This window comes from Streptomyces sp. NPDC001536 (assembly GCF_042894505.1).
GTDB lineage: Bacteria > Actinomycetota > Actinomycetes > Streptomycetales > Streptomycetaceae > Streptomyces.
In genome coordinates this window covers 100,841-123,913 of sequence record NZ_JBIAVQ010000011.1, presented here as the reverse complement: position 1 = coordinate 123,913, position 23,073 = coordinate 100,841, and the positions used below count along the sequence as shown (strand labels likewise).

The following is a 23,073-nucleotide window of genomic DNA, read 5'->3' as shown; positions in this document are numbered from 1 at the left end:
CGGCGATAGTTTTCGCGCGCCAGACGCCCCGGTACGTGACTCATGCCATCAGAAGTCGACCCGGGCCCTGTCGTCCACCCTCCCCACGGACTCCTGGCCGAATGCCTTCTCGTACGCCCGCCGGATCTCCTCGATCTTCCGGTCGCTCGCCCCCGCCCGCGCGACGGGGTAGAGCAGGATCAGCTCGTACGACCGCTCCTTCTCGATCGCCCCGCTCGCGTCCCGCCACTGCCCGCGCCCGGTCCGCACGGTGAGCCCGTCCGGGAAATCGGGCGTGACCTCCTTGTCCACGAAGCCCGTGAACTGCTTGTCGGTGACCGCCGGGCCACCGTCGGGCCGTTCGGTGCCGAAGAGGAGCGAGGTCTCGATGTACGGCTCTCCGCGCTGGGGTGTCCCGTCATCGAGGGTGGCGTACGCCGTGGGGGCGCCGACGGCGAGCAGGAGCGCGGCGGAGGCGAGGACGGCCCGGGTGCGGGTGAGGTGGATGTTCATGCACCCATCCCTAGCGGGACCCGCTCCTCGGGATCAGGGAGCCGCGCCGGGCGCCGCGTCCGGGCTCACTCCTCCAGGTCCGGCAGTCTCGCCGGGGCCGGGCAGATGCGTTCGCCGTGTTGATCGAAGACGAAGAGGTGGGCGAGGTCGACGAGGAGGGGGACCTGCATGCCGTGGCGGAAGTCGATGTCGGGGGTGGTGCGGACGATGAGGTCACCGGGGAGGCGGCCGTCCGGGGGTGTCACGGGGGCGGTGTCCCTCGGCTCGTCGAGGACGACCACCGGGCCCGCCCGCAGGGCGCCCGCGCGTTCCCTGAGGCGGTCCAGGACGCCGGGGCCGCCCTCGCGGCGGCGGCGCCGGGTGGGGCGGGCGGCGGGGCGCGGGGCCTCCAGGTCCGGTACGACAGCGGGGCTGGAGCCGGTGTTGAAGTGGACGAGGACCTCGTGTCCCTGGAACTCCACGTGCTCGACCAGCCCGTGCAGCGCCATCTCGCCCGGTCGCGCGGCGGACGGCTTGGCGATCCGGACCGCCTCCGAGCGCAGACCCACGATGACCTCCCGGCCCTGCTGGACCCGGAGCAACTGGTGGTCCAGGGAGAGGGGTTCGGGCAGGCGCAGATACTGCTTGCCGAGGCTGATGGTCATCGCGCCGTCGAGCGGGGCCCGGACCAGGCCGCGCAGGAGGTTGATGCGCGGGGTTCCGATGAAGGCGGCGACGAAGACGTTGCGGGGCAGCGCGTACACCGAGCGCGGGGTGCCGACCTGTTGCAGGACGCCGCCGCGCAGGACGGCGACCCGGTCGCCCAGCGACATCGCCTCGGACTGGTCATGGGTGACGTAGACCGTGGTGACGCCCAGCTCGCGGGTGAGCGCGGATATCTCGGCGCGCAGATGGTTGCGGAGTTTCGCGTCGAGGTTGGACAGCGGCTCGTCCATCAGGAACGCGGAGGGGTGGCGGGCGATGGCCCGGCCCATGGCGACGCGCTGCCGTTCGCCGCCGGAGAGCTGGCCGGGGAAACGGTCGAGGAGCTCCTCGATGCCCAGCATGCGGGCAGTGGCGTCCACGCGCGGGCGCGGGTCGGCGCCGGGGGCCTCGATGCGCAGCGGAAAGCCGATGTTGTCGCGGCTGGTCATGCTCGGGTACAGGGCGAAGTTCTGGAAGACCATCGCCATGTCCCGGCCGGACGGCGACAGGTCGTTGGCGTACTCGCCGTCGAGCAGCAGCTCGCCCTCGTCGATCTCCTCGAGCCCGGCGATCATCCTGAGCACGGTGGACTTGCCGCAGCCGGAGGGCCCGAGCAGGACGAGGAACTCGCCGGGCGCGATGTCCAGCGACATCCGGTCCACCACTCGGGTGCCCCGGGTATAGCTCTTGCTCACGTCGTGCAACGAGATGGCGCGTGTCATGGCAGGTGCCCCCGAGGGCTGACAGTGATGCTCCGTGTCGGATGCCCCGCGCGTGCCGAACGGGGCTTGTGAGTCACGGAAGTTAACGGAATGTGCCCGGCCGGGGGAAGGGAATGGGCAGGATCGGACGGCGCCGTCCAGCTGGTGAGAAAACGGACCGTCGCATTCAGCGCCGGACGGTCCTCGCGGGTGGTTCACGGGTCTCGACGAGGTGGGCGAAGACGACCAGGTTGCCCGAGTAGCCGGTCCTGCGGTTGTAGTCGCCGCCGCAGGTGATCAGCCTCAGTTCGGGGCGGCCACGGTTGCCGTACACCTCTCGGTTGGGGAAGCGGTCCTTCTCGTACGACTTGATGGTGTCGACGGAGTAGACGGCGATCCGTCCGTCGGCGCGCGTCACCTCGACCAGGCGACCGCGCCGCAATTCGCTGAGGCCGGCGAAGACGGCCGGTCCGTTGCCGGTGTCGAGGTGGCCCACGGCGACGGCGGTGCCCTGCTGCCCGGGGGACGGACCGCCCTCGTACCAGCCGACCCGGTTCGCGTCGTCGTCGGGAGGTGCGGGCAACCGCCGTTCGCGGTCGAGCCGCAGGCTCATGACCGGGGCGTCGACATCGAGGTAGTCGATGACGAGGCGCGTCGCGCGGGAGCGCGGCAGGGTCCGTTGGCGCGGCGCGGACGACGAGGGCGGGACGGCCTTCGGGGGACGCCGCGACACGGCCGGGCGGCGGGGCGCCGGCTCTCCGGTGCGTGGCGGTACGCCGGGACGGCGCGGAGCCGACTCCCCGGTGCGCGGCGGTGCGCCCGGACGGCGCGGAGCCGACTCCCCGGTGCGCGGCGGTGCGCCCGGACGGCGCGGAGCCGACTCCCCGGTGTGCGGTCGGGCGGCGGACGTATCGGTGTGTGGCCATACGTCCGGACGCCGCGGGACCGACACCCCCGTGCCCCGCGGAGGCTGTTGCGCGGCTCCTCGGGCGTCGGTCCGGTCCATGGCCGGCGAGGTCGGCGAGGCCGCCGGGGAGCCGGGCCGGGCGGCCTCGACCGCCCCGCCCGGCTCCTCGCCCTGGGCCCACCAGACGCCGCCCGCCACCAGCGAGACGGTCATCACGACCGTTCTCGCCAGACGGTAGGCGCGCGTCCGGCGCAAGGGCCGGCGACGACGACTACGCGCCATGCGGGCGGCGGCGGAGCCGGAACCACACCACCCCGCCGACCGCGGCCACGCCCACGGCCGCGGCACCGGCGACCGGGGCGAACGCCTGGTCGCGCGCGATCCCGCCACCGCCCGCGGGCGGACCGCCGTTCGGACCGCCCGGGCCACCACCGGGGCCACCGGGCGGGGTGACGCAGTCGACCTTGAACACCTTGTGCTTGCCCGCGCCCGACCCACCGGTGATGTTCCAGGTGAGCTTGTACTGTCCGTCCGGCAACGTGTAGTCCCGCGTGTGGCCGTCACCGTCCGGCAGCACGATCCCACCGGAGAGCCTGGCCCCGTTGGCGACGGGGGGCTGGGTCACGATGCTCCAGGTGATCTCCTGGCCCGGGTCGAAGTTGGCGGCGTCGATGTAGAACGTGCAGACCTTGGGCTCGTCCCGCGCGTCGCCGTACGGCGTGCGATCCATCCGCCCGAGGGGCCCGTTGTGGATCTTGACGGTGCCGTTGTCCCCGGGCGCCAGTGGCGCGGCACCCGCACTGGGCATCCCGGACAGCGGGCCGAGCGCGACGGTGAGCGCCGCGAGCGCGGCGGTGCGCGCTCCGGCTCGGCGTGCGAGAGACGTGGTGGGCATACGAAGTCCTCCGAGTCAGGTGATTGTCGTATAAATCACACTTCACCTGACTCTCTTTCACATACCTTGCGCCGAGGGGCGGAGCCTCGCCCTACGACCCGTCAGTCATCGCTCTTCCGGCCCAAGGCGACCCCCGGCCGGCGCGGCGCGACAGGCTCCGCGGCGGACTTCGCCGGTGAGCGCAGCGCGACACCCGAGGAGAGCAGCAACAGCACGCCCAGCATCACGAACGGCGCCGCCACGCCCGCCACGCCCGCGACCAGGCCCGCCGTGGCGGGGGCGGCGACCTGGCCCAGGCGGTTGCCGGTCAGCCGCAGGGCGAGGGCCGTGGAGCGGGCGCCGTCGGGGGCCGCCTGGACGACCGTCGTCATGGACAGCGGCTGTCCGACACCGAGGCAGAAGCCGAGGACGGCGAGCATCAGGGCGAGCGCCCACACCGGCACCGGCAGGGCGATCCCCGCGCACAGCACGGCCGCCAGCAGACAGGTGACGGTGAGCAGGAGCGAACGGCCCAGCAGGCGCAGCAGCGGGGTCAGCACCAGCCGGCAGGCGATCGTGGCAGCCGCGCGGAGGCTGAGCAGCAGGCCGATGACGGAGGGGGCGATGCCCCGGTGTTCGCCGACCACGGGGAGGTAGGCGGTGAGGATGTCGGTCGCGGACAGCACCGCGAGGCTGACGAAGATGCCGGCGGGTACGCCCCGGGCGCGGAGGATGCGCTGGACGGGCACGCGGTCGCCGTGTCCCGCACGGGACTTGGCCGCCGTATCGCGATGTTCTATGCGCCACAAAGAGGTGAGCGCGACCGCGCCGCCCGCGCCCGCGACGATCAGTGCGAGCGCGCTCGTGCCCACCATGTCCGGGCCGCCGATCAGCGCGCCGGCCGCGATGGGGCCGACCAGTTGGCCGAGGGAGGCGCCGATGGTGAAGTGGCCGAAGTTGCGGTCCTGTTCGTGCGGGGCGGACTGGCGGGCGACGAGGGACTGGGCGCCGATCACGAAGCAGAGGTGGCCAAGACCCATCACTCCGCTCCAGACGGCCATCGCCCACAGGGAGTTCGCCAGGCCGCTCATCGCACAGCCGCCGGATATCAGGACCACGCCGACGGGCAGCAGGGGCGCGCACCGGCCGTGGTCGGTGCGGCGCCCCAGCGGGACCGCGGCGAACAGCGGGAGCAGGGCGTAGACCCCCGCGATCACACCGATCGCCCGCTCGTCGGCGCCCAACGCCAGCGCCCGGTAGGAGACGGCGGGCCGGGCCATCGACACCGCCCCCTGCGCGAAGCTGAAGGCGATGACGAGGCGGAGCAGCCAGCCGCGGTTCCCACCGGGCGTCATGGTTCAAGTCCTCCGTTTCGGGACCCCCATTGCGGGGCCTCTCGTTCCAAGTCCCCCGTGGGCTCGGTCAGATGATGCCGAACAGCATGCCCGCCGCCAGGATGATCAGGCAGGTCAGCGCCGCCCACTTCACCACGAACCTGGTGTGGTCGCCGAACTCGACCTTGGCCATGCCGACCAGGACGTAGACGGCGGGGACGAGCGGGCTCGACATGTGCAGCGGCTGGCCGACGAGGGAGGCGCGGGCCATCTCCAGCGGCGAGACTCCGTGCGCGGCGCCGGCCTCGGCGAGGACCGGGAGGACGCCGAAGTAGAAGCCGTCGTTCGACATGAAGTAGGTGAGCGGGAGGCTCAGCAGACCGGTGACGAGGGCCATGTGCGGGCCCATGCCCTCGGGGATGACGTCGACCATCCAGCGGGCCATGTGGTCGACCATGCCGGTGCCCTGGAGGACGCCGGTGAAGACGGCGGCGGCGAAGACCATGCCGGAGACGTTCAGGACGTTGTCGGCGTGGGCGGCGAGCCGGGCCTTCTGGTCGGGGATGTGCGGGAAGTTCACGGTGAGCACGAGGGCGGCGCCGAGGATGAACAGCACCGGGATCGGCAGCCACTCCATGATCATGGAGGTGAGCAGGGTGACGGTGACCAGCGCGTTGAACCAGTAGAGCTTGGGGCGCAGGGTGGCGCGGTTGGGGTCGAGGACCGTGAAGCGCTCCTCGTCGTCGTCATCCTCGGCGTCGGTGCCGGCGCCGGAACCGCCCGTGACCTTGGTCGTGTCGGAGGTGCCCGAACCGGCACCCACGAGAACCGCCTCGGACTCCTTCTCCTCGACCTTCTCCTCCACCAGGATCTCGCCCAGCGTCAGCACACCGAGCCGCTTGCGCTCGCGCAGACCGAGGAAGTACGAGAGGACGAAGACACCCAGCAGGCCGACGAGCAGGGCCGGGATCATCGGGACGAAGATGTCGCTGGCGTCGAGCTTGAGCGCGGTGGCGGCGCGGGCGGTCGGGCCGCCCCACGGCAGGGTGTTCATGACGCCGTTGGCCATGGCGGCCACACCGGTCATCACGACCAGGCTCATCTTCAGGCGCTTGTACAGCGGGTACATCGCCGAGACGGTGATCATGAAGGTGGTCGAGCCGTCGCCGTCGAGCGAGACGATCGCGGCGAGGATCGCCGTACCGACGACGATCCGCATCGGGTCCGCCTTGGCGAACTTCAGGATCCCGCGCACGATCGGGTCGAAGAGGCCGACATCGATCATCACACCGAAGTAGACGATCGCGAACATGAGCATCGCCGCGGTGGGGGCGAGGCTGGTGACGCCGTCGATGACGTAGTCACCGAGGTGGGCGCCCTTCCCTACGAAGACGCAGAACAGTGCCGGGATCAGCACGAGCGCCGCGATCGGCGACATCTTCTTCATCATGATCAGGACCAGGAAGGTCGCGATCATGGCGAAGCCGAGGATGGTCAGCATGAGTGGATACCTAACGTTCGCCCTTGAACTCCCACCAGGGCCGGCGGTGCGATGACGTTAGGTCTCTTCAAGCGGCGTTAACAAGACGTTGACGTGCGAGCAATAAGCGCAAAACCCCAGGTCACAGCTTTGCGCTGCTCACAGGGCCGCGACGGTGGCCAGTTTTACGGGGACTCCGTTGAGGACCGCGTTGCCCGACAGCGGGTCGAGCAGGCTGCCGTCGAGGAGCTGGTTGACGTTGACGCCGGGGTCCTTGAGGGCGTGGTTGAGCCGCGTGCCGGGCCGGTCGTGACCCCATCCGTGCGGCAGGCTGACCACGCCGGGGCGCACGCCGTCCGTGACCTCGACTGGGGCGATCACCTCTCCTCCGGCCCCCTTCACCCGTACCGCCGACCCGTCCGCCACACCGAGCCGCTCGGCGTCCTCGGGGTGGATGTGCAGGGTGCAGCGGTTGGTGCCGCCGGTGAGGGCGGGGACGTTGTGCATCCAGCTGTTGTTGGAGCGCAGATGGCGGCGGCCGACGAGGACGAGCCCGTCGGGCCGCTCGGCGAGGGCCTGCCGCAGCCGCGGAAGATCGTCGACAATCGGCTGCGCCAGCAGCTCCACCTTCCCGCTGCGCGTCTTCAGCGGCTGCGGCAGCCGCGACGCGAGCGGTCCGAGGTCGATGCCGTGCGGATGCGCCAGCAGCCGCTCCAGGGTCAGCCCGTCCGGTCGTACGCCGAACCCGTCGCCGTAGGGACCGAGGCGCAGCATCATGTCGAGCCGCCGCTCGGGCCCGCTGACGCCGGTGAGCAGGCCGGCCAGCTCCTTCGGGTCCCGCCCGTGCACTGGCGAGTACGACTCCTTGACCGCCTTGCCGAGGGTCTGCCCGATGACCAGGTCGTCGACGGCCGACGGGTCGGCGCCGTGCATACCGGTCGCGGCGAGGGTCAGCCGGGCCAGGATCTCGGTCTCGGCCATCCGGCCGGGCTCCAGGGGGACGGCGGGGCGGTTGTAGCGGACCTGGTTGCGGACGGCGAGCGTGTTGAAGGCGAAGTCGTGGTGCGGGCTCTGGGAGGGCGGAGGCGGCGGCAGTACGACGTCGGCGTGGCGCGAGGTCTCGTTCAGATAGGGGTCGACGCTGACCATGAAGTCGAGCGAGTCGAGCGCCTTGTCGAGCCGGTCGCCGTCGGGCACGGACAGCACGGGGTTGGTGGCGACGGCGACGAGCGCCCGGATCGGCTCGCCCTCCGGCGTCGCGGTGTCGATCTCCTCGGCGAGCGCGGAGATCGGCAGCTCGCCCTTCGCCTCGGGGTACCGGCTCACCCGGGAGTGCCAGCGGCCGAGGGCGAACCCGTGGCTGGGTCCGGCGGGGCGGGGCGTCCGGTCGGTGGCCGCCTGCGGGAAGAGGGCGCCACCGGGGCGGTCGAGGTTGCCGGTGAGGATGTTCAGTACGTCGACCAGCCAGCTGGCGAGGGTGCCGTGCGGGACTGTACAGCTGCCGATACGGGCGTAGACGGCGGCGGTGGGGGCGGCGGCGAGTTCGCGGGCCAGGGTGCGGATGGTGCCGGCGTCGATGTCACAGGCTGCGGCGACGGCCTCGGGGGTGAAGTCCTGGAGTTCCTGCGGGAGTTCATCGATCCCGAGGAGATGAGGCGCCAACTCCCCCGTGTCCACGAGGTCTTCCTCGAACAGCGTGTACGCCATCGCCGCGAGCAGCAGTGCGTCCGTGCCGGGGCGGATCGCGAGGTGGCGGTCGGCGAGCTTGGCGGTGCGGGTGCGGCGGGGGTCGATGACGGTGAGGGTGCCACCGCGGGCCCTGAGCGCCTTGAGCTTGCCGGGGAAGTCGGGGGCGGTGCACAGACTGCCGTTGGACTCCAGGGGGTTGGCGCCGATCAGCAGCAGATGGTCGGTGTGGTCCAGGTCCGGCACGGGGATCGCGTTGGCGTCTCCGAAGAGCAGCCCGCTGGAGACGTGCTTGGGCATCTGGTCGATCGTGGAGGCGGTGCAGATGCTGCGGGTGCCGAGGCCGGCGAGCAGGACCGGCGGGTAGAGGGCGCCGGCCATGGTGTGGACGTTGGGATTGCCGAGGACCACCCCCACGGAGTTCGGCCCGTACCGCTCGACGACCGGCCGGATCCCGGCAGCCACCGCGTCGAAGGCCTCCTCCCAGGTGGCCTCGCGCAGCTCACCGTCCTTGCGCACGAGTGGGGTGCGCAGCCGGTCGGGGTCACCGTCGACCTCCCCGAAGGACGCGCCCTTGGGGCAGATGAACCCCTTGCTGAACACATCGTCCCGGTCACCGCGGGCGCCGGTGACCCTGGTCCCCTCGATGGTGAGCGTCAGGCCGCAGGTGGCCTCGCACAGGGGGCAGATACGCAGAGCGGTGCGGGACACGGGTCCTCCCGGGGCGACGGTGCCTGTTCCAGCGAGGATACCGACCGGTAGGCATGGAGGGGAGGCCCTGCGGGAGGTGAGGTCGTAAAACCGCGTATCGGCGTCAGTCCAGCACCCGCGCCAAATACGCCCGCAACATCTCCCGCGCCTCCTCGATGATCCGCTCGTCCCCCTCCGGGGCCACCCGGAAGGCCAGGTGTACGAGGGTGTCGGCCGTTTCCACGGCGATGAGGAAGGTGCGGCGCAGGTCCTCGTCGGGCTCGCGGTCGATGTAGCCGGAGAGGAGGTCGGTGAGGCGGTCGGCGACGCGGTGGTTGGGTTCTGCGTGGCGGGCGCCGACCGGGATCTGGTTGCCGAAGTCGACGAGGGAGAAGCCGGGGGCGGTGCGTTTCATGGCGAGGTACTCGTCGAGGACCGCGTCCATCGCGGCCCGCCAGCCGCCGGCGGCCTCTTTGAGGCGGTCGGTGACGCGGGCGGTGAACCGTTCGAGGTTGCGCTGGGCGAGGGCGTCGGCCATCTGCCGCTTGTTGCCGAAGAAGCGGTAGACGGAGCCGATGGGGACGCCTGCGCGCTGGGCGACGGCCCGGGTGCTCAGGTCGTCGTAGCCGACCTCGTCGAGGAGGTCGGCGCAGGCGTCGAGGATCCTGGTCAGCCGTTCGGCACTGCGCCGCTGCACGGGCGCTCGGCGTAGCGATGTCGCGTGGGGCACGGGTTTCATGATGCCTTTCCGCCGCGGTCCGGTGAACCTCGCCCCCCTGTACGTAGATGGTTGGCCGGTGCACTCAGTGCGGACGGTCCGGCGGTGGCCTCGGCGCCCGAGGCGGTGATGTCGGCGGCGCTCTCGACGGGGTCGCCGTCGACGGCCCATACGGTGCCGTCGTCGGCGTAGAGCCGTGCGGTGACGGTGTGGGTGCCGCGCGGGACGAGGTCGCCGGGGATGTGGCACTCGGGGGTGCGCAGCCGGGAGACGAGGGTGCCGTCGACGAAGAGGTAGACCAGGCCGCGGCCCTTGACCGCCTTCGGCTTCGCGCCGGGCGGGGAGAAACGGAAGTTCCGCACGGTCAGGTGCACGTCCCAGCTGTCGTCGCCGGCCGGCTGCACCTCGATGTCCACCTCGGGCGCGTTCTCGTCGTCCACCTCGCGGTAGTGGCGCCCGTCCTCGTCGGTGTCGTCGAGCACCTTGCCCACCGGCGAGGGCGACACCGCGCTCTGTTCCTGTTCCCGCGCATGATCCGCACCGCAGCTCGCGGTTCCGGCCCACAGAAGGACACAGACCGCGAGCGCGGCCGGCAGCGTCCGCGTCCACGACATGCCCGGGAGACTAGAACAACGTTCCGAAGGCCGAATCCCCCTGGAGTCTGGTTCTCCTCCTCCCTGATGAGGAGTCCCAGCGGTGGAAAGCACCCCCCACGGCCCTCTTGCGCCCACGAAACCGCAATCCTACGGTGATACATAGGAATCAGAGTCGCAAGGGAGCGATGCATGAGCGGGGACGCGCGCAAGACCGCGGAAGGGCTGACCTACCTCACCGGTTTCGGCAACGAGCACAGCTCGGAGGCCGTCCCCGGCGCACTGCCCGAGGGCCGCAACGCACCCCAGCGCGCGCCCCTCGGCCTCTACGCGGAGCAGCTCAGCGGCACGGCGTTCACCGAGCCCCGGGCCCACAACCGCCGCTCCTGGCTGTACCGGATCCGCCCCTCGGCCGCCCACCCGGCGTTCACGCACACCCACAACGGCTGGATCCGCTCGGCCCCCTTCACCGAGTCCGTGCCCGACCCGAACCGGCTGCGCTGGAACCCCCTGCCGGAGCCGAGGGAGGGCACCGACTTCCTGGCCGGCCTGTGGACCCTGGGCGGCAACGGCGACACGACCCAGCGCACCGGCATGGCCGTGCACGTCTACCACGCCACCGACTCGATGGACCGCGTCTTCAGCGACGCCGACGGCGAGCTGCTGATCGTCCCCGAGCAGGGCGGCCTCCTGCTGCGCACGGAGTTCGGCCTGCTGCACGCCGAGCCCGGCCATGTGGCCCTGATCCCGCGCGGGGTCCGCTTCCGCGTGGAGCTCCTCGACCCCTCCGCCCGCGGCTACGTCTGCGAGAACTACGGCGCCCCCTTCCAGCTCCCCGACCTCGGCCCGATCGGCGCCAACGGCCTCGCCAACGCCCGCGACTTCAAAGCCCCCGTGGCCGCCTACGAGGACGTCGACGGCCCGGTCGAGGTGGTCAACAAGTTCTGCGGCAACCTCTGGACGGCGACCTACGACCACTCCCCGCTCGACGTGGTCGCCTGGCACGGCAACCATGTGCCGTACGTCTACGACCTGCGCCGCTTCAACGTCATCGGGACGATCTCGTACGACCATCCCGACCCGTCGATCTTCACGGTGCTGACGTCCCCGTCGGACACCCCGGGGCTGGCCGGCGTGGACTTCGTCGTCTTCGCGCCGCGCTGGCTGGTCGGCGAGAACACGTTCCGGCCGCCGTACTTCCACCGGAACGTGATGAGCGAGTACATGGGCCTCATCGAGGGCGCGTACGACGCGAAAGCCGAGGGCTTCGTGCCCGGTGGCGGCTCGCTGCACAACATGATGTCGGCGCACGGTCCGGACCGCGAGACCTTCGACCGGGCGAGCGCGGCCGAGCTGAAGCCGCAGAAGGTGGACGACGGGCTTGCCTTCATGTTCGAGACGCGCTGGCCGGTGACGCTGACCGCGCACGCGGCCCAGGCGGACCATCTGCAACGGCACTACGACGACGTGTGGCAGGGGCTGGAACGCCACTTCCGCCCGTTGCACTGATCGTCGGCGACCGGTACGGATAGCCCCGTGACCTCCTTCGCCCCGGACTCGATCGTCCTGAACCGCAAGCTGCCGCTCTGGTACCAGGTCTCGCAGTCGCTGCGCGCCTCGATACTCGGCCGCTCGCCCCGGGATCCGCTGCGGCTGCCCACCGAGGAGCAGTTGGCGGGCCATTACGGGGTGAGCGTGCTGACCATGCGGCAGGCGCTGAAGGAGCTGGAGGACGAGGGGCTGATCACCCGGCATCGCCGGCGCGGCACGTTCATCGAGCCGAACGCCCTGCGGGCGGCCCCGGTCCGGCTCCTCGGTTCGGTGGACGCGATCGTGGCGCAGCAGTCGGGCATGGCCACAGAACTGCTCGACCACGGCAGGGGGCCCGTTCCGGCCGAACTCGCCGAGTACTTCCCGGACCTGGAGGAGGTGGCCACGTACCACCGCCTCCGGGGCGACGAGAAGACGGGCGAGCCGACCAACCACGCCCGCAACTGGATCCGCCCCGAACTCGGCGCGCGCATCGACCTGGACGACCTGGTCCGCTGGCCGATGACCAAGGTGCTGCGGGATGTCGTCGGGGCGGACATCAGCCGCATCACGGACACGGTGGAGGCACGTCTCGCGGACCCGGAGACGGCCCAGCTGCTCCAAGTGCCGCTGCTGAGCCCGATCCTGCACTACACGGGGGTGACGTACGACGGGGAGGGACGGGTGCTGGACGTGGCGGTGATCCACTACCGGGGGGACCGCTTCTCCTTCACGGTGACGCTCGACGCCACCTGACCCGCATGTCATCGCCAAGTCGTACGATGCCCAGCGTGACGCACGACGACGCTCCGCTGCTCGCGGACCTCATGCCGTGGTCCGTCGCACCGCCGCGGCTCGGCCGGGGGTGGCCGACGGGACCCGACTCGGCATCCCTGAAGGCCCGCTGGGACGCCCTGCTGAAGGCCGAGGGCCCGGACCGGGAGGCCCTGTTCGAGCCGACGCGCTCGCGCACCCTGCGTTCCGCGGTGGGGCAGCTGCCGGGGCAGACGGCCGGGACGGAGAAGCTCGCCCGCGCGGCCGGGCCCTGCGCCGAGCCGGTTCGCGTGCTGCACGCCCCCTTCGACGAGCACTGGCTCATCCCCGACCACCGGCTGATCGACACGGCCCGCCCTGAGTTGTGGCGAGTGGCGGACGAGCACCAGGTCTTCGTCGCGGAGACGGCCGGCGGCCCCGGCCCGGTGCTGATCGCCACGTCCCTGCTCCCGCTGCTCCGCCCCGGTCGCATCCGCCCGCTGTACCGACGTCCCGACGGCGAGGAACCCAATCTGGCGCCGGGCCTGTCGGAGTATCTCGGCGAGCGGCTCAGGCGGCCGGTGGACCCGACGGACGTCCTCGCCTGGACCCTCACAGCCGTACTCCCGGACCTCGCCGTCCCCCTCACCGACGACCCCGAACTCTGGACCCTGGGCACCGAACTGGGCCACCGCCTCCTGTGGCTGATGCGCCGCGACGGCGACCGCCCCAAGCTCCCCGGCGGCCGCCGCCCCTACGTCCGCGCCCCGCTGCCGCCCCGCCCCCTCGGTCTCCACTACGACCGCGACGAGGAGACCCTCCACCTCGACGAGGGCCGCATCTCCCCCGTGCCCCCGCAGGCCTGGGACTTCGAGGTGGGCGGCGTACGCGTCCTGGAGGAGTGGTTCACGACGAGGACGACGGAACCGGAACCGGGCACCCTGTCGGCCATCCGCCCGACGACCTGGCCCCAGACCTGGACGTCGGAGCTGCTGGAGCTGATCACGGTCCTGGCACTGACCGCGGAAGTGACGCGCGAGCAGGCCGAGTTGACGGTGACGCCACGCATCACGGCGACGGAGCTGCGCAAGGCGGGGGTCTTCCCGGTCCCGGAGACGGCACGCAGACCGGCCTCGGTGTTGGATCACCACGAGGAAGGCCCAGAAGGCCAGTTGGGGCTGATTTAGTTCTTGGGCTCGAAGGAGTCCAGCAATCTCGTCAGCATGCGGTCGAACGTCGCCTCCGGGTCGTCCGGCGGAGCCACCCCCTGTGCGAACAGCGCCGCCAGGTGCGGGTACTCCCCCGTCATGACCTGCCCCATCATGTAAGCCCCCCGCACCGCCTCCTCCTTCTCCGCCGACCAGGAAGCGGAACGCGAACGCTCCGCGATGGCCAGCTCGTTGGCGACGAACGTCATCACGGAGCCGTTGATCATCCCGAACAGTTCCAGCTTCGTCCCCGGCGGCACATCGAGGCCCTGAAGCCGGGCAAGGACCCGGTCGAGGACGCGCAGAGCATTCGGGCTGATGGCGTACGCCGTCGACATCACCCGGATCACCCACGGATGCCGCCGCAGAATGCCGCGCGCCTGACGGGCCAGATCCAGCATGTCCGCCCGCCAGTCACCGCTCGGCTCACCGGACAGCTCGTACTCGCCGCTGATCAGATCGACCATCAGCTCGTACAGGTCCTCCTTGCGCGGCACGTAGTTGTAGAGCGACATCGTGCCGCAGCCGATCTCCGCCGCCACCCGCCGCATCGACACCGCGTCCAGCCCGTCCGCGTCGGCGATCCGGACCGCCGCCGCGGCGATGTCCGCTCGGCTGTACGCCGGTTTCGGGCCTCGGCCCGTGCGCTCGGGGCGCGCCCAGATCACCTCGGGTTCGGCCGCTCGGCCCGTCATTGATCATCACCTCCCCATCATCTTAGTTACGTACAGCGTACGTAGTGCGGTACCGTGACCGCATGACTTCTACGTACGCTGTACTTAGTGAGGGTCTGGAGCGGCGTTTCCGGGATGTCCACGCGCTGCGCGGACTCGATCTCGCGGTCGAGGAGGGCACGGTCTGCGGGCTGCTGGGGCCGAACGGCGCGGGCAAGACGACCGCGGTCCGGGTGCTGACCACACTGCTGAGGCCGGACGCGGGGACGGCCCGGATCGCCGGGTACGACGTGGTGCGCGAGGCCCCGCGGGTCCGCCGCCGGATCGCGGTCACGGGGCAGTACGCCTCGGTGGACGGCGACCTCACCGGCGCCGAGAACCTCCGGCTGTTCGCGCGTCTGCTGGGCGCCCCGCGGACCCGCGCCGCCGAGCTGCTGGAGCGGTTCGGACTGGCCGACGCCGCCGACCGGCCCGCCCGCACCTACTCGGGTGGCATGCGCCGCCGCCTCGACCTCGCCGCGAGCCTGATCACCCGGCCCACCGTGCTGTTCCTGGACGAGCCGACGACCGGGCTCGATCCGCACAGCAGGAACGAGATCTGGGACGCCGTACGGGAGTTGGTGGGCGAGGGGACCACCGTGCTGCTGACCACGCAGTACCTGGAGGAGGCCGACCGGCTCGCCGACCGTGTCGTACTGATCGACGAGGGGCGGGTCGCGCACCAGGGCACGCCCGCCGAACTCAAGGCACAGACAGGGCGGTACGCCGAGGTGGTGGTCGCCGAGGACGGCGGTACCCCCGCGCTGCACGCGGCCGCCGTGGTCCTGGACCAGCTGACCGGCGCCCGTCCGGTGCTCGACGCCGAGCGGCGCACCGCGGGAGCGGTCGTCCTCGACCCCGGCCTCACACTCCCCCGCATCGTCCGCGAACTCGACGCCGGCCGGGTGCCGGTCGTCGACGCGAGTCTGCGCCCGCCCACCCTCGACGAGGTGTTCCTGCGCCTCACCGCACGAGAGGAGGTCGCCGCATGAGCGCGGTGATCCACGACGGTACGGCGGTCCTGGGCCGGCACCTCCAGAGGGTCCGGCACGCGCCCGCGATCACGCTCATGACGCAGACGATGCCGATCGTCTTCTTGCTGTTCTTCGGTTACGTCTTCGGCAGCGCGCTCGCCATGCCCGGCGAGGAGTACCGGGCGTTCCTGGTGCCGGGGATGCTGGTGGCGACCGTCGCGAACGGCGTCATGACCGGGATGTTCACCGCCGCCGCGGACTCCCATCGCGGGGTGATGGACCGCTTCCGCACGCTGCCGATGAGCCGTTCGGCGGTGCCCGCGGGCCAGGCGGCCGCCGATCTGCTGGTGACGACGGTCGGGCTGGTTCCGCTGCTGCTCGTGGGGCTCGCGATGGGCTGGCGGATCGAGGGCGGGTGGCTCGCGGCGCTGGGCGCGTTCGGGCTGCTGCTGCTCTTCCGGCTGGCCGCGACCTGGGTGGGGATCCTGCTGGGGCTCGCCTCACGCAGCGAGGAGGCGGCCGGGCAGCTGGGCGGCGCGACCTTCATGCTGCCGCTGCTGTCCAACGCGTACATCCCCGTGGACGGTATGCCGGGCTGGCTGCGCACACTCGCCGAGTGGAACCCGATCAGTGCGGTCACCACGGCCGTACGGGATCTCTTCGGCAACGCGCCGGTCCCGGAGGGGGCCGCCTGGCCGGTGGCACATCCGGTCGCCGGGTCGCTCGCGTGGTGCGCGGTGCTGATCGGCGTGTGCGCGCCGCTCGCCGTGCGTCGGTACACGCGTGGGGAAAGCTGAGACAGGGAAGCGCTGAACTGCTGTTCGCCGGATGTGACTTCGGAGCACTCACGGCCCAACTGAGGGGCCCTGCCGTTGCATTCGAGCGGGGTGGGGTGGGTGGTGCACCCGCGCCCGGTGGACGTACCTGGCGCTGCCGCATGCCGTGGGGATGACGGACGACGGAGTCGCGGCAGGGCGCCGGGGCGGTAAGGCCGGCCGGGCGCGGGTCGGAAACGCCTGAGCGTGCGGGCTAGTGCCCGCCGAACAGCGACCGGCGCAGTCGACGCAGCGGAGCGAAGAGCGAGACGCGACGGACGCGCGCACCCCTGTCGCTGCGGTTCTGCGCGGGTTCACGGGCGGTCAGCTCACGCATCAGCGACGTCGCCTCGGCCGCCTCACGCTGCGGGACGACAGGGCCGCCCAGCACCGAGAGATGGCGGTCGAGGCGCGAACTGGTCGCGCTGCTCCCGCAAGTGATCGCAGGGACCCTCGCCCTGCTGCGCACTGTTATCTGTTCCATGTCACTCCCCACCCGTACGAGTCCACCCGGCCCGGGCAGGGTAACCCTATCGCCCTCATGGGGCACTCGTGTATCGCGGTCACAGGATTCACCTTCCCCGTAAGGGTGTTGACGACCCCTCCGTGGTTACTCTCCGAATCCAACCGATTTCAGGGCGAGTTGGACAACAGGCTGGGTAGTGGGCTGTGGTGATCCACCGTCGGGCTCGACGGTTACAGCCAGTGACGTGGCGGACTTGTCGAGACCGGACGTGACCAAGGGCGTGTCGGCGTCGAAGAGCCCGAGGGAGCGTGGTTGCGCGCCGGGGCGCATGAGCCACAACTGGTTCACGCGGTCCGCCGGAATGTCGTCGTATCCGCTGAGGGTGACGACCGCTTTCCCCTCCGACGCGGACGCGACGACTCCGATACCGCGGCCCTGCGCGTCCTTGCCGGTGCTCGCCCGGGCGTCGGGAGCTGCGAGAACGTGGGCGATCTCACTCGCCCGGGCCCTCTCCGCGTTCAGCTGGTCCCGGGTGTCGTTCGCCTGTACGGCGAACAGGGAGGCGACCACGAGAGCCGCGGCGGCCGTGGCGGTGGCGAACGGCACGAAGAGGGGGCGGCGCTCCCGGGGCGCACGGGAGCGTGCCGGCGGTGCCTGCGTGCCCCAGACGTGCGGCGGCAGCTGCGGCTCGTGCACCCGCATCGATTGCGCGCGCACCGGCTCCTGCGCGGTGGTGCGTACGGCGGCCAGGACCCGGTCGCGCATCGCCGCCGGCGCGGGGGCGGCCGTCGACCAGGCGAGCCGCACGGCGTCCTCGGTCAGGGCACGGACCTCGGCGGCGCAGGCCGGACAGTTCCTCAAGTGCTTCTCGAAGCGGGCCCGCTCGGCGGGCTCCAGGGCGTCGAGGGCGTAGGGCGCGGCCAGCGAGTGCGGGTCGTCGCGGCGGAGCAGTTTGTCGAGGAGGCTCACGCCACACCTCCCAGGCACTCGCGCAGCCGGGTGAGTCCGTCGCGCATACGGGTCTTGACGGTGCCCAGCGGCAGCGAGAGCCGCTCGGCCACTTCACGGTACGTGTAGCCGTCGTAGTAGGCGAGGGTGACGGACTGGCGCTGGAGCTCGGTGAGCCGTTCCAGACAGCGGCGCACCCACTCGCGTTCGAGTCCGGCCTCGACCTCCTCGGTGACGTGGTCGAAGGCGGGGCCGTTCGCCCGCCGGGCCACCCGCAGCTCGCGCTCGCCGGCCGCGCGGGCGCTGCGCACCCGGTCGACGGCCCGGCGGTGGGCGAGGGTGAGGACCCAGGACAGGGCGCTGCCCCGGCCGGGGTCGAACCGCGCGGCGGACCGCCAGAGTTCCAGCAGCACCTCCTGGGCCACCTCCTCCGACTGGGCCGGATCCCGCACCACCCGGCGCACCAGCCCGAACACCGGCCCGGACACCAGCCCGTACAGCTCCTCGAATGCCTTCTGGTCCCCGCCCGCGACAAGCACCAGAAGCTCGTCCGCCTCCAAGTCGCCTCCCCCTCCCGCAAAACCGCATCTGGGCCGGCCGGCCCCACGAGGTATTCGCAACGAACACACCTCCGGATGGGGTTACGGATCAGCGGGCCGAAAACGCGGGTCCGCGTTCGATGAAACATGATCCCCAATCCGCCGTAAGAACGTTTGGGATTCGACCAATCCACCCTGCCGACCGCTCCGAATCAGCGTTCGTCAGGCAAGTTGGGACTGAGGACGGACGGCATGACACCTATCTCCAGGAGCGGTGCGGGGCGCAGGAGCGTCGCGACCCTCATATGCGCTTCGCTGGCCGCCGGCGGGCTCGCAGCCGCCGGTGTGGCCACACTGGAACCGGGGGCGGCCAGCGCCTCCAGTCACCGGGAGGCCCCGCTCATCTCGGGGACCCCGCAGTACGACAACACGGACGTGTACGCCTTCGTCAGCCCGGACAAGCCGGACACGACGACGCTCATCGCGAACTGGATCCCGTTCGAGGAGCCGGCCGGCGGGCCGAACTTCTTCACGTTCGCCGAGGACGCCCAGTACGACATCCACATCGACAACAACGGTGACGCGCAGGGCGAGCTGCTCTTCCGCTACACGTTCAAGACGCATGTGAAGAACGACAAGACGTTCCTGTACAACACGGGGCCGGTCGAGAGCCTGGACGACCCCGACCTCAACATCACGCAGACGTACGACATCGAGCTCCTCAAGCTGAAGAACCAGCACGTGGTGTCGAAGACCAAGGTCGCCGACGACGTGCCCGTGGCACCGTCGAACGTCGGCAAGGCGTCGATGCCGGACTACAACAAGCTGCGCAAGGAAGCGATCTACAAGCTGCCGGGCGGCTCGACGACCTTCGCCGGCCAGGCCGACGACCCGTTCTTCCTGGACCTGCGCGTCTTCGACCTGCTGTACGGCGGCAACCTCTCCGAGGTCGGCCGGGACACCCTCAAGGGCTACAACGTCAACTCGGTCGCCCTCCAGGTGCCGACGGACATGATCACGGAGTCCAAGGACCAGCCGATCGTCGGCATCTGGTCGACGACCCAGCGCAAGAACGCGCAGGGGTACTTCACCCAGGTCTCGCGTCTGGGCATGCCGCTGGTCAACGAGGTCGTCAACCCCATCAAGGACAAGGACAAGTTCAACGCGTCCGCGCCCTGGAACGACGGCCAGTTCCTGAAGAACGTCACCAACCCGGAGCTGCCGAAGCTCATCGAGGCGATCTACAAGATCGACGCGCCCGACGAGCCGCGCAACGACCTCGTCGACGTCTTCCTCAAGGGCGTCGAGGGCCTCAACCAGCCGCCGCACGTGCGGGCGGCGGAGGAGCTGCGGCTCAACACCTCCATCAAGCCGACCGCCGATCCCAAGCGGCTCGGGGTGCTGGACGGCGACAACGCGGGCTTCCCGAACGGGCGTCGGCTCTCCGACGACGTGCTCGACGCCGCGCTCCAGGTGGTCGAGGGTGAACTCCTCGGTGCCAAGAACGACTTGGGCGACGCGGTCGACAAGAACGACAAGAAGTTCGGCAAGTCCTTCCCGTACCTGGCCAACCCGACCGCGGGGTCCCGCGGAGCGCTGGCCAAGGGCACGAGCGGCGGGAACGACGTCCGTAACCAGCTGGGCGACGCGCTCCAGCCCGCCGGCTCCTCGACCGGGATGGACGACACCACTCTGGTCGCCGCGTCCGCCGGTGCCGGGGCGGCCGGTATCGCCCTGATCGGTGCGGGTCTCATGTGGTGGCGCCGGATGCGGACTCGGCCGTACTAGGCCACCCCTGACGGGCGCGGCCCGCACGTACTCATCCCCCACGGCGCGGGCCGCGCCTGCACATCCAGCCGGAACGATCCATAGGAGAGGGCAATGGTCCCGGGTACGAACGACGGCGAGACGGCAGCCTCCGGAGGGCGGCTGCGCGCCGTGCAACTCGGCGGTTCCGCCGTTCTGTTGGCCATTGCCCTCACCGCCGGTTCCATCGCCGTCGGCGCCCTGCGCGACGACGGCGGTACGACCGTCGCGGCCGCGCCGAGCGCCATGTCACCGGCGTTGCTGTCCAGTGGGGACCTGGACGCGAGCATCTCCTCTCTGCAGGCCCATCTCCGTTCCCAGCCGAAGGACTTCGGCGGCTGGGCCACCCTCGGGCTCGCCTATGTCGAGCAGGCCCGCACCAAGGGCGACCCCTCCCGCTACCCGCAGGCCGACAAGGCCCTGAGGCGGTCGCTGGAGCTGAGGGCCGGCAACGAGCAGGCCCTCGCCGGCCGTGCCGCCCTCGCCGCGGCCCGGCACGACTTCGAGGACGCCCTGACGTACGCGGACCGGACGCTGAAGCAGAACCCCTACAACGAACGCGCCCTGTCCTCCCGTATCGACGCCCTCGTCGAGCTCGGCCGCTACGCCGAGGCCGCGAAGGCCGCCGACACGGCGGACTCCCGCAAGCCGGGCATCCCGGTCTTCACGCGGTACGCGTACGTCCACGAGCTGCGCGGCGACGTGAGCACGGCGAAGCGGGTGCTGAAGCAGGCCTTCAGGTCGGCGGCCACCCCCGGCGACGTGGCGTACGTCGCCACGCAGCTCGGCCAACTCGCGTGGAACCAGGGCGAGTACGAGGAAGCCCTCGACCACTACGCGCGAGCCCTGGCCGCCGACGAGGACTACCTCCCCGCGCTTGAGGGCCGCGCCCGTGCGCAGGCCGCGAGCGGCGACGAGAAGGAAGCGGTCCGCGGCCTGGAGAGCGTCGTCGCCCGCTACCCGCTGCCCGGCCCGCTCGTCGAGCTCGGCGAGCTGTACGACGAGCGCGGCGAGACGGACCGGGCCGACGACCAGTACGCCCTGGTCGACGCCTGGACCGCGCTCGCCCGCGCCAACGGCGTCAACGCCGATCTGGACACCGCGCTCGCCGCCGCCGACCACGGCGACAAGAAGGCGGCGCTGCGCGCGGCCCGCGCCGAGTGGGACCGCCGGCACACCGTGCACACGGCGGACGCCCTGGCCTGGGCCCTGCACGTCAACGGCGAGGACGAGGAGGCCCTGCCGTACGCCCGCCGGGCCACCGCGACCGGCTACCGCAACGCCTCGTTCCTCTATCACCGGGGCGTCATCGAACGCGCCACGGGCGACGAGAAGGACGCCCGCACCCATCTCAAGGCGGCCCTGAGGCTGAACCCCGGCTTCTCGACCCTGGGTGCCGGCGAGGCCCGCAGGGCGCTCAAGGACCTGGAGGCGGCCAAGTGAGGTCCCGTCGTCTGTTCGCCTCCGGTGCGGCCGTGCTCACGGCCGCGTGCGCGCTCGTCCTCCTCCCCTCCGGAGCCGCGAGCGCGCACCCCCTCGGCAACTTCACCGTCAACCGCTACGACGGCCTGGTCGCCGCCCCGGGACAGCTGCGCGTCGACCACGTCGAGGACCTCGCCGAGATCCCGGCGACCCAGGCGAAGCCGGACATCGAGAAGCTGGGCTTGGCCGACTGGGCCGCACAGCGGTGCGCGACGGCCGCCCGGGACAGCGAGGTCACCGTCGACGGCCGTACGGCCGCCCTGACGGTCCGGGACAGCGAGGCCCGGGTGCGGCCCGGTCAGGCGGGGCTCGACACCCTGCGCGTGGAGTGCGAGCTGACGGCACCGCTCCCCGAGACCTCCACGATCGCTCTCGGCTTCCGGGGCGCGGGCGCGGACTCGGGGCCCGGCTGGCGGGAGATCACCGCGCGCGGCGACCGGATGACGCTCACGGCGTCGGACGTACCGACGAAGTCGGTCTCCCGTGAACTGACCGACTACCCGCAGGAGTTGCTCTCCTCCCCCGCCGACACCACGACGGCGGACCTGCGCGTACGACCCGGTGGCCCCGCCCTCGCCGAGGAGCGGACCGACGCTCCGGCGGCCTCCGTGCTCCCCCGTGGCGCCGACCGCTGGACCCGGGCGCTGGACTCCCTGGTGGCCCGCCACGACCTCACCTTCGGCTTCGCCGCGCTGGCCCTGTTCATCGCCACAGCCCTGGGCGCGCTGCACGCGCTCGCCCCCGGCCACGGCAAGACCCTCATGGCGGCGGTCGCGACGGCCCGCGGCGGCAAGGCCCGCCTCAAGGACGTCATGCCGCTGGCCGCGTCGGTCACGGTGACCCACACGCTCGGTGTGGTCGCCCTGGGCCTGCTGGTCACGGCGGGTTCGGGGGCGGCGCCCTCGGTGATCACCTGGCTGGGCATCGCGAGCGGGGTGCTGGTGACGGGGGCGGGCCTGACGCTCGTACGACGGGCGTTGCACCACCGCAAGCACGCGCGGGGCCACGGGCACACGCACGGGCACGGTCACTCCCACGACCACGGGCACGACCACGACCACCCGCACGGACCCGACGACGGCGGACACGGGCACGACCACCCGCACGAGCCCGCCCCGACCCCCGAGCGTCAGCTGGCCCTGGTCGCCGCGCACAGCCACGCCACCGCCGACACGCCCGGCCACACACACGATCACCCGCATCACCCGCACGAGCACGACGACAGCCACGACCACGACCACAGCCACCCGCACCCCCATCCCCACCCCCCTTCGCACACCGTCGAGCACACCCACGGCGGCTTCACGCACACCCACTCCACCGCCCCCACCCTCCGCGGCACGATCCTCCTCGGCTTCGCCGGTGGCCTGGTCCCCAGCCCCTCCGCGGTCGTCGTCCTCGTCGGCGCCATGGCGCTCGGCCAGGCCTGGTTCGGCTTCCTCCTGGTCGTCGCGTACGGCGTCGGTCTCGCCCTCACCCTCACCGCGGCGGGGTTCGCCGTCGTGAAGCTGGGTACCGGGATGAACCGGCTGCTGGACCGGCGTCCCCGCTGGACCGCGCATCCGGTGACGGCGCTCGTCCGCAGGTCCGCACCCCTGATGTCGGCGCTTCTCGTTGTGGCACTCGGGGCCGGATTGGTGCTCAAGGGGGCGGCATCCGCACTTGGCTGAGCTACTTTTG

The 23,073-nt window shown here is 71.4% G+C and carries 21 protein-coding genes; 8 read left to right on the top strand and 13 right to left on the bottom strand.

The window, feature by feature from the left end; all coding sequences use genetic code 11:
- Nucleotides 1-48 precede the first annotated feature (48 nt).
- From ACFY0U_RS28545 to ACFY0U_RS28505, 9 genes are all read right to left on the bottom strand, one after another.
- A complete protein-coding gene (locus ACFY0U_RS28545) occupies nucleotides 49-492 on the bottom strand; it encodes a DUF3574 domain-containing protein (protein WP_388640572.1) in 444 nt (147 codons plus the stop codon).
- Between the two features lie 65 nt (nucleotides 493-557).
- On the bottom strand, nucleotides 558-1,898 hold the full coding sequence (locus ACFY0U_RS28540; protein ID WP_388640569.1) for an ABC transporter ATP-binding protein: 1,341 nt from the start codon (nucleotides 1,896-1,898) through the stop codon (nucleotides 558-560).
- 166 nt (nucleotides 1,899-2,064) lie between these two features.
- On the bottom strand, nucleotides 2,065-2,997 hold the full coding sequence (locus ACFY0U_RS28535; protein WP_388640567.1) for a class F sortase: 933 nt from the start codon (nucleotides 2,995-2,997) through the stop codon (nucleotides 2,065-2,067).
- A gap of 58 nt (nucleotides 2,998-3,055) precedes the next feature.
- Complete coding sequence (locus ACFY0U_RS28530) at nucleotides 3,056-3,679, bottom strand: hypothetical protein (RefSeq protein ID WP_388640565.1); 624 nt, start codon at nucleotides 3,677-3,679, stop codon at nucleotides 3,056-3,058.
- 101 nt (nucleotides 3,680-3,780) lie between these two features.
- Nucleotides 3,781-5,013 carry an MFS transporter gene (locus tag ACFY0U_RS28525; protein WP_388640562.1) on the bottom strand — a complete coding sequence of 411 codons (1,233 nt, stop codon included), beginning with the start codon at nucleotides 5,011-5,013 and terminating at the stop codon, nucleotides 3,781-3,783.
- Between the two features lie 67 nt (nucleotides 5,014-5,080).
- On the bottom strand, nucleotides 5,081-6,493 hold the full coding sequence (locus ACFY0U_RS28520) for a CitMHS family transporter (RefSeq protein WP_388640560.1): 1,413 nt from the start codon (nucleotides 6,491-6,493) through the stop codon (nucleotides 5,081-5,083).
- 138 nt (nucleotides 6,494-6,631) lie between these two features.
- Nucleotides 6,632-8,869 carry a molybdopterin oxidoreductase family protein gene (locus ACFY0U_RS28515; protein WP_388640557.1) on the bottom strand — a complete coding sequence of 746 codons (2,238 nt, stop codon included), beginning with the start codon at nucleotides 8,867-8,869 and terminating at the stop codon, nucleotides 6,632-6,634.
- A 103-nt stretch (nucleotides 8,870-8,972) separates the two neighbouring features.
- Nucleotides 8,973-9,587 carry a TetR family transcriptional regulator gene (locus ACFY0U_RS28510; protein WP_388640555.1) on the bottom strand — a complete coding sequence of 205 codons (615 nt, stop codon included), beginning with the start codon at nucleotides 9,585-9,587 and terminating at the stop codon, nucleotides 8,973-8,975.
- Nucleotides 9,584-10,180 carry a hypothetical protein gene (locus tag ACFY0U_RS28505; protein WP_388640553.1) on the bottom strand — a complete coding sequence of 199 codons (597 nt, stop codon included), beginning with the start codon at nucleotides 10,178-10,180 and terminating at the stop codon, nucleotides 9,584-9,586. The genes ACFY0U_RS28510 and ACFY0U_RS28505 overlap by 4 nt, the downstream gene beginning before the upstream one ends.
- 171 nt (nucleotides 10,181-10,351) lie before the next feature.
- On the opposite strand from ACFY0U_RS28505, the gene hmgA reads away from it, so the two are divergent.
- From hmgA to ACFY0U_RS28490, 3 genes are read left to right on the top strand one after another with little or no spacing between them, the layout of a single operon-like run.
- Complete coding sequence (gene hmgA / locus ACFY0U_RS28500) at nucleotides 10,352-11,668, top strand: homogentisate 1,2-dioxygenase (RefSeq protein ID WP_388640551.1); 1,317 nt, start codon at nucleotides 10,352-10,354, stop codon at nucleotides 11,666-11,668.
- Nucleotides 11,669-11,695: 27 nt separating this feature from the next.
- The gene (locus tag ACFY0U_RS28495; protein ID WP_388640548.1) at nucleotides 11,696-12,445 is read left to right on the top strand and encodes a GntR family transcriptional regulator; all 750 of its coding nucleotides are present in this window, start codon (nucleotides 11,696-11,698) and stop codon (nucleotides 12,443-12,445) included.
- 26 nt (nucleotides 12,446-12,471) lie between these two features.
- Nucleotides 12,472-13,629 (top strand): type ISP restriction/modification enzyme, encoded by a 1,158-nt coding sequence (locus ACFY0U_RS28490; RefSeq protein ID WP_388640546.1) that lies wholly within the window; start codon nucleotides 12,472-12,474, stop codon nucleotides 13,627-13,629.
- On the opposite strand, the gene ACFY0U_RS28485 is transcribed toward ACFY0U_RS28490, so the two are convergent.
- Nucleotides 13,626-14,345, bottom strand: coding sequence for a TetR/AcrR family transcriptional regulator C-terminal domain-containing protein (locus tag ACFY0U_RS28485; RefSeq protein WP_388640545.1), 720 nt, complete (start codon nucleotides 14,343-14,345; stop codon nucleotides 13,626-13,628). The two genes, ACFY0U_RS28490 and ACFY0U_RS28485, sit on opposite strands and share 4 nt — an antisense overlap.
- Before the next feature lie 62 nt (nucleotides 14,346-14,407).
- Here ACFY0U_RS28485 and ACFY0U_RS28480 point away from each other — a divergent pair, with 62 nt between their 5' ends.
- Both ACFY0U_RS28480 and ACFY0U_RS28475 read left to right on the top strand, forming a co-directional pair.
- Nucleotides 14,408-15,355 carry an ATP-binding cassette domain-containing protein gene (locus tag ACFY0U_RS28480; protein ID WP_388640542.1) on the top strand — a complete coding sequence of 316 codons (948 nt, stop codon included), beginning with the start codon at nucleotides 14,408-14,410 and terminating at the stop codon, nucleotides 15,353-15,355.
- Nucleotides 15,352-16,134, top strand: a complete 783-nt coding sequence (locus ACFY0U_RS28475; RefSeq protein WP_388640539.1) for an ABC transporter permease — start codon at nucleotides 15,352-15,354, stop codon at nucleotides 16,132-16,134. The genes ACFY0U_RS28480 and ACFY0U_RS28475 overlap by 4 nt, the downstream gene beginning before the upstream one ends.
- Nucleotides 16,135-16,366: 232 nt before the next feature.
- Here the strand turns inward: ACFY0U_RS28475 and ACFY0U_RS28470 are convergent, their stop codons facing one another.
- The 3 genes from ACFY0U_RS28470 to ACFY0U_RS28460 all read right to left on the bottom strand — a co-directional run bounded on the left by ACFY0U_RS28470 (nucleotide 16,367) and on the right by ACFY0U_RS28460 (nucleotide 18,126).
- Nucleotides 16,367-16,636 (bottom strand): hypothetical protein, encoded by a 270-nt coding sequence (locus ACFY0U_RS28470; protein ID WP_388640537.1) that lies wholly within the window; start codon nucleotides 16,634-16,636, stop codon nucleotides 16,367-16,369.
- A gap of 126 nt (nucleotides 16,637-16,762) precedes the next feature.
- Nucleotides 16,763-17,587, bottom strand: a complete 825-nt coding sequence (locus tag ACFY0U_RS28465) for an anti-sigma factor domain-containing protein (RefSeq protein ID WP_388640534.1) — start codon at nucleotides 17,585-17,587, stop codon at nucleotides 16,763-16,765.
- On the bottom strand, nucleotides 17,584-18,126 hold the full coding sequence (locus ACFY0U_RS28460) for a sigma-70 family RNA polymerase sigma factor (protein ID WP_388640531.1): 543 nt from the start codon (nucleotides 18,124-18,126) through the stop codon (nucleotides 17,584-17,586). Before ACFY0U_RS28460 ends, ACFY0U_RS28465 begins: the two co-directional genes overlap by 4 nt.
- Nucleotides 18,127-18,357: 231 nt before the next feature.
- Between ACFY0U_RS28460 and ACFY0U_RS28455 the strand changes: the two genes are divergently transcribed.
- From ACFY0U_RS28455 to ACFY0U_RS28445, 3 genes are all read left to right on the top strand, one after another.
- The gene (locus tag ACFY0U_RS28455) at nucleotides 18,358-19,893 is read left to right on the top strand and encodes a DUF4331 domain-containing protein (protein ID WP_388640530.1); all 1,536 of its coding nucleotides are present in this window, start codon (nucleotides 18,358-18,360) and stop codon (nucleotides 19,891-19,893) included.
- A gap of 93 nt (nucleotides 19,894-19,986) precedes the next feature.
- Nucleotides 19,987-21,354 (top strand): tetratricopeptide repeat protein, encoded by a 1,368-nt coding sequence (locus ACFY0U_RS28450; protein WP_388640528.1) that lies wholly within the window; start codon nucleotides 19,987-19,989, stop codon nucleotides 21,352-21,354.
- Nucleotides 21,351-23,063: a sulfite exporter TauE/SafE family protein gene (locus ACFY0U_RS28445; protein WP_388640525.1), complete on the top strand. Its 1,713-nt coding sequence runs from the start codon at nucleotides 21,351-21,353 to the stop codon at nucleotides 23,061-23,063. The genes ACFY0U_RS28450 and ACFY0U_RS28445 overlap by 4 nt, the downstream gene beginning before the upstream one ends.
- Nucleotides 23,064-23,073 lie beyond the last annotated feature (10 nt).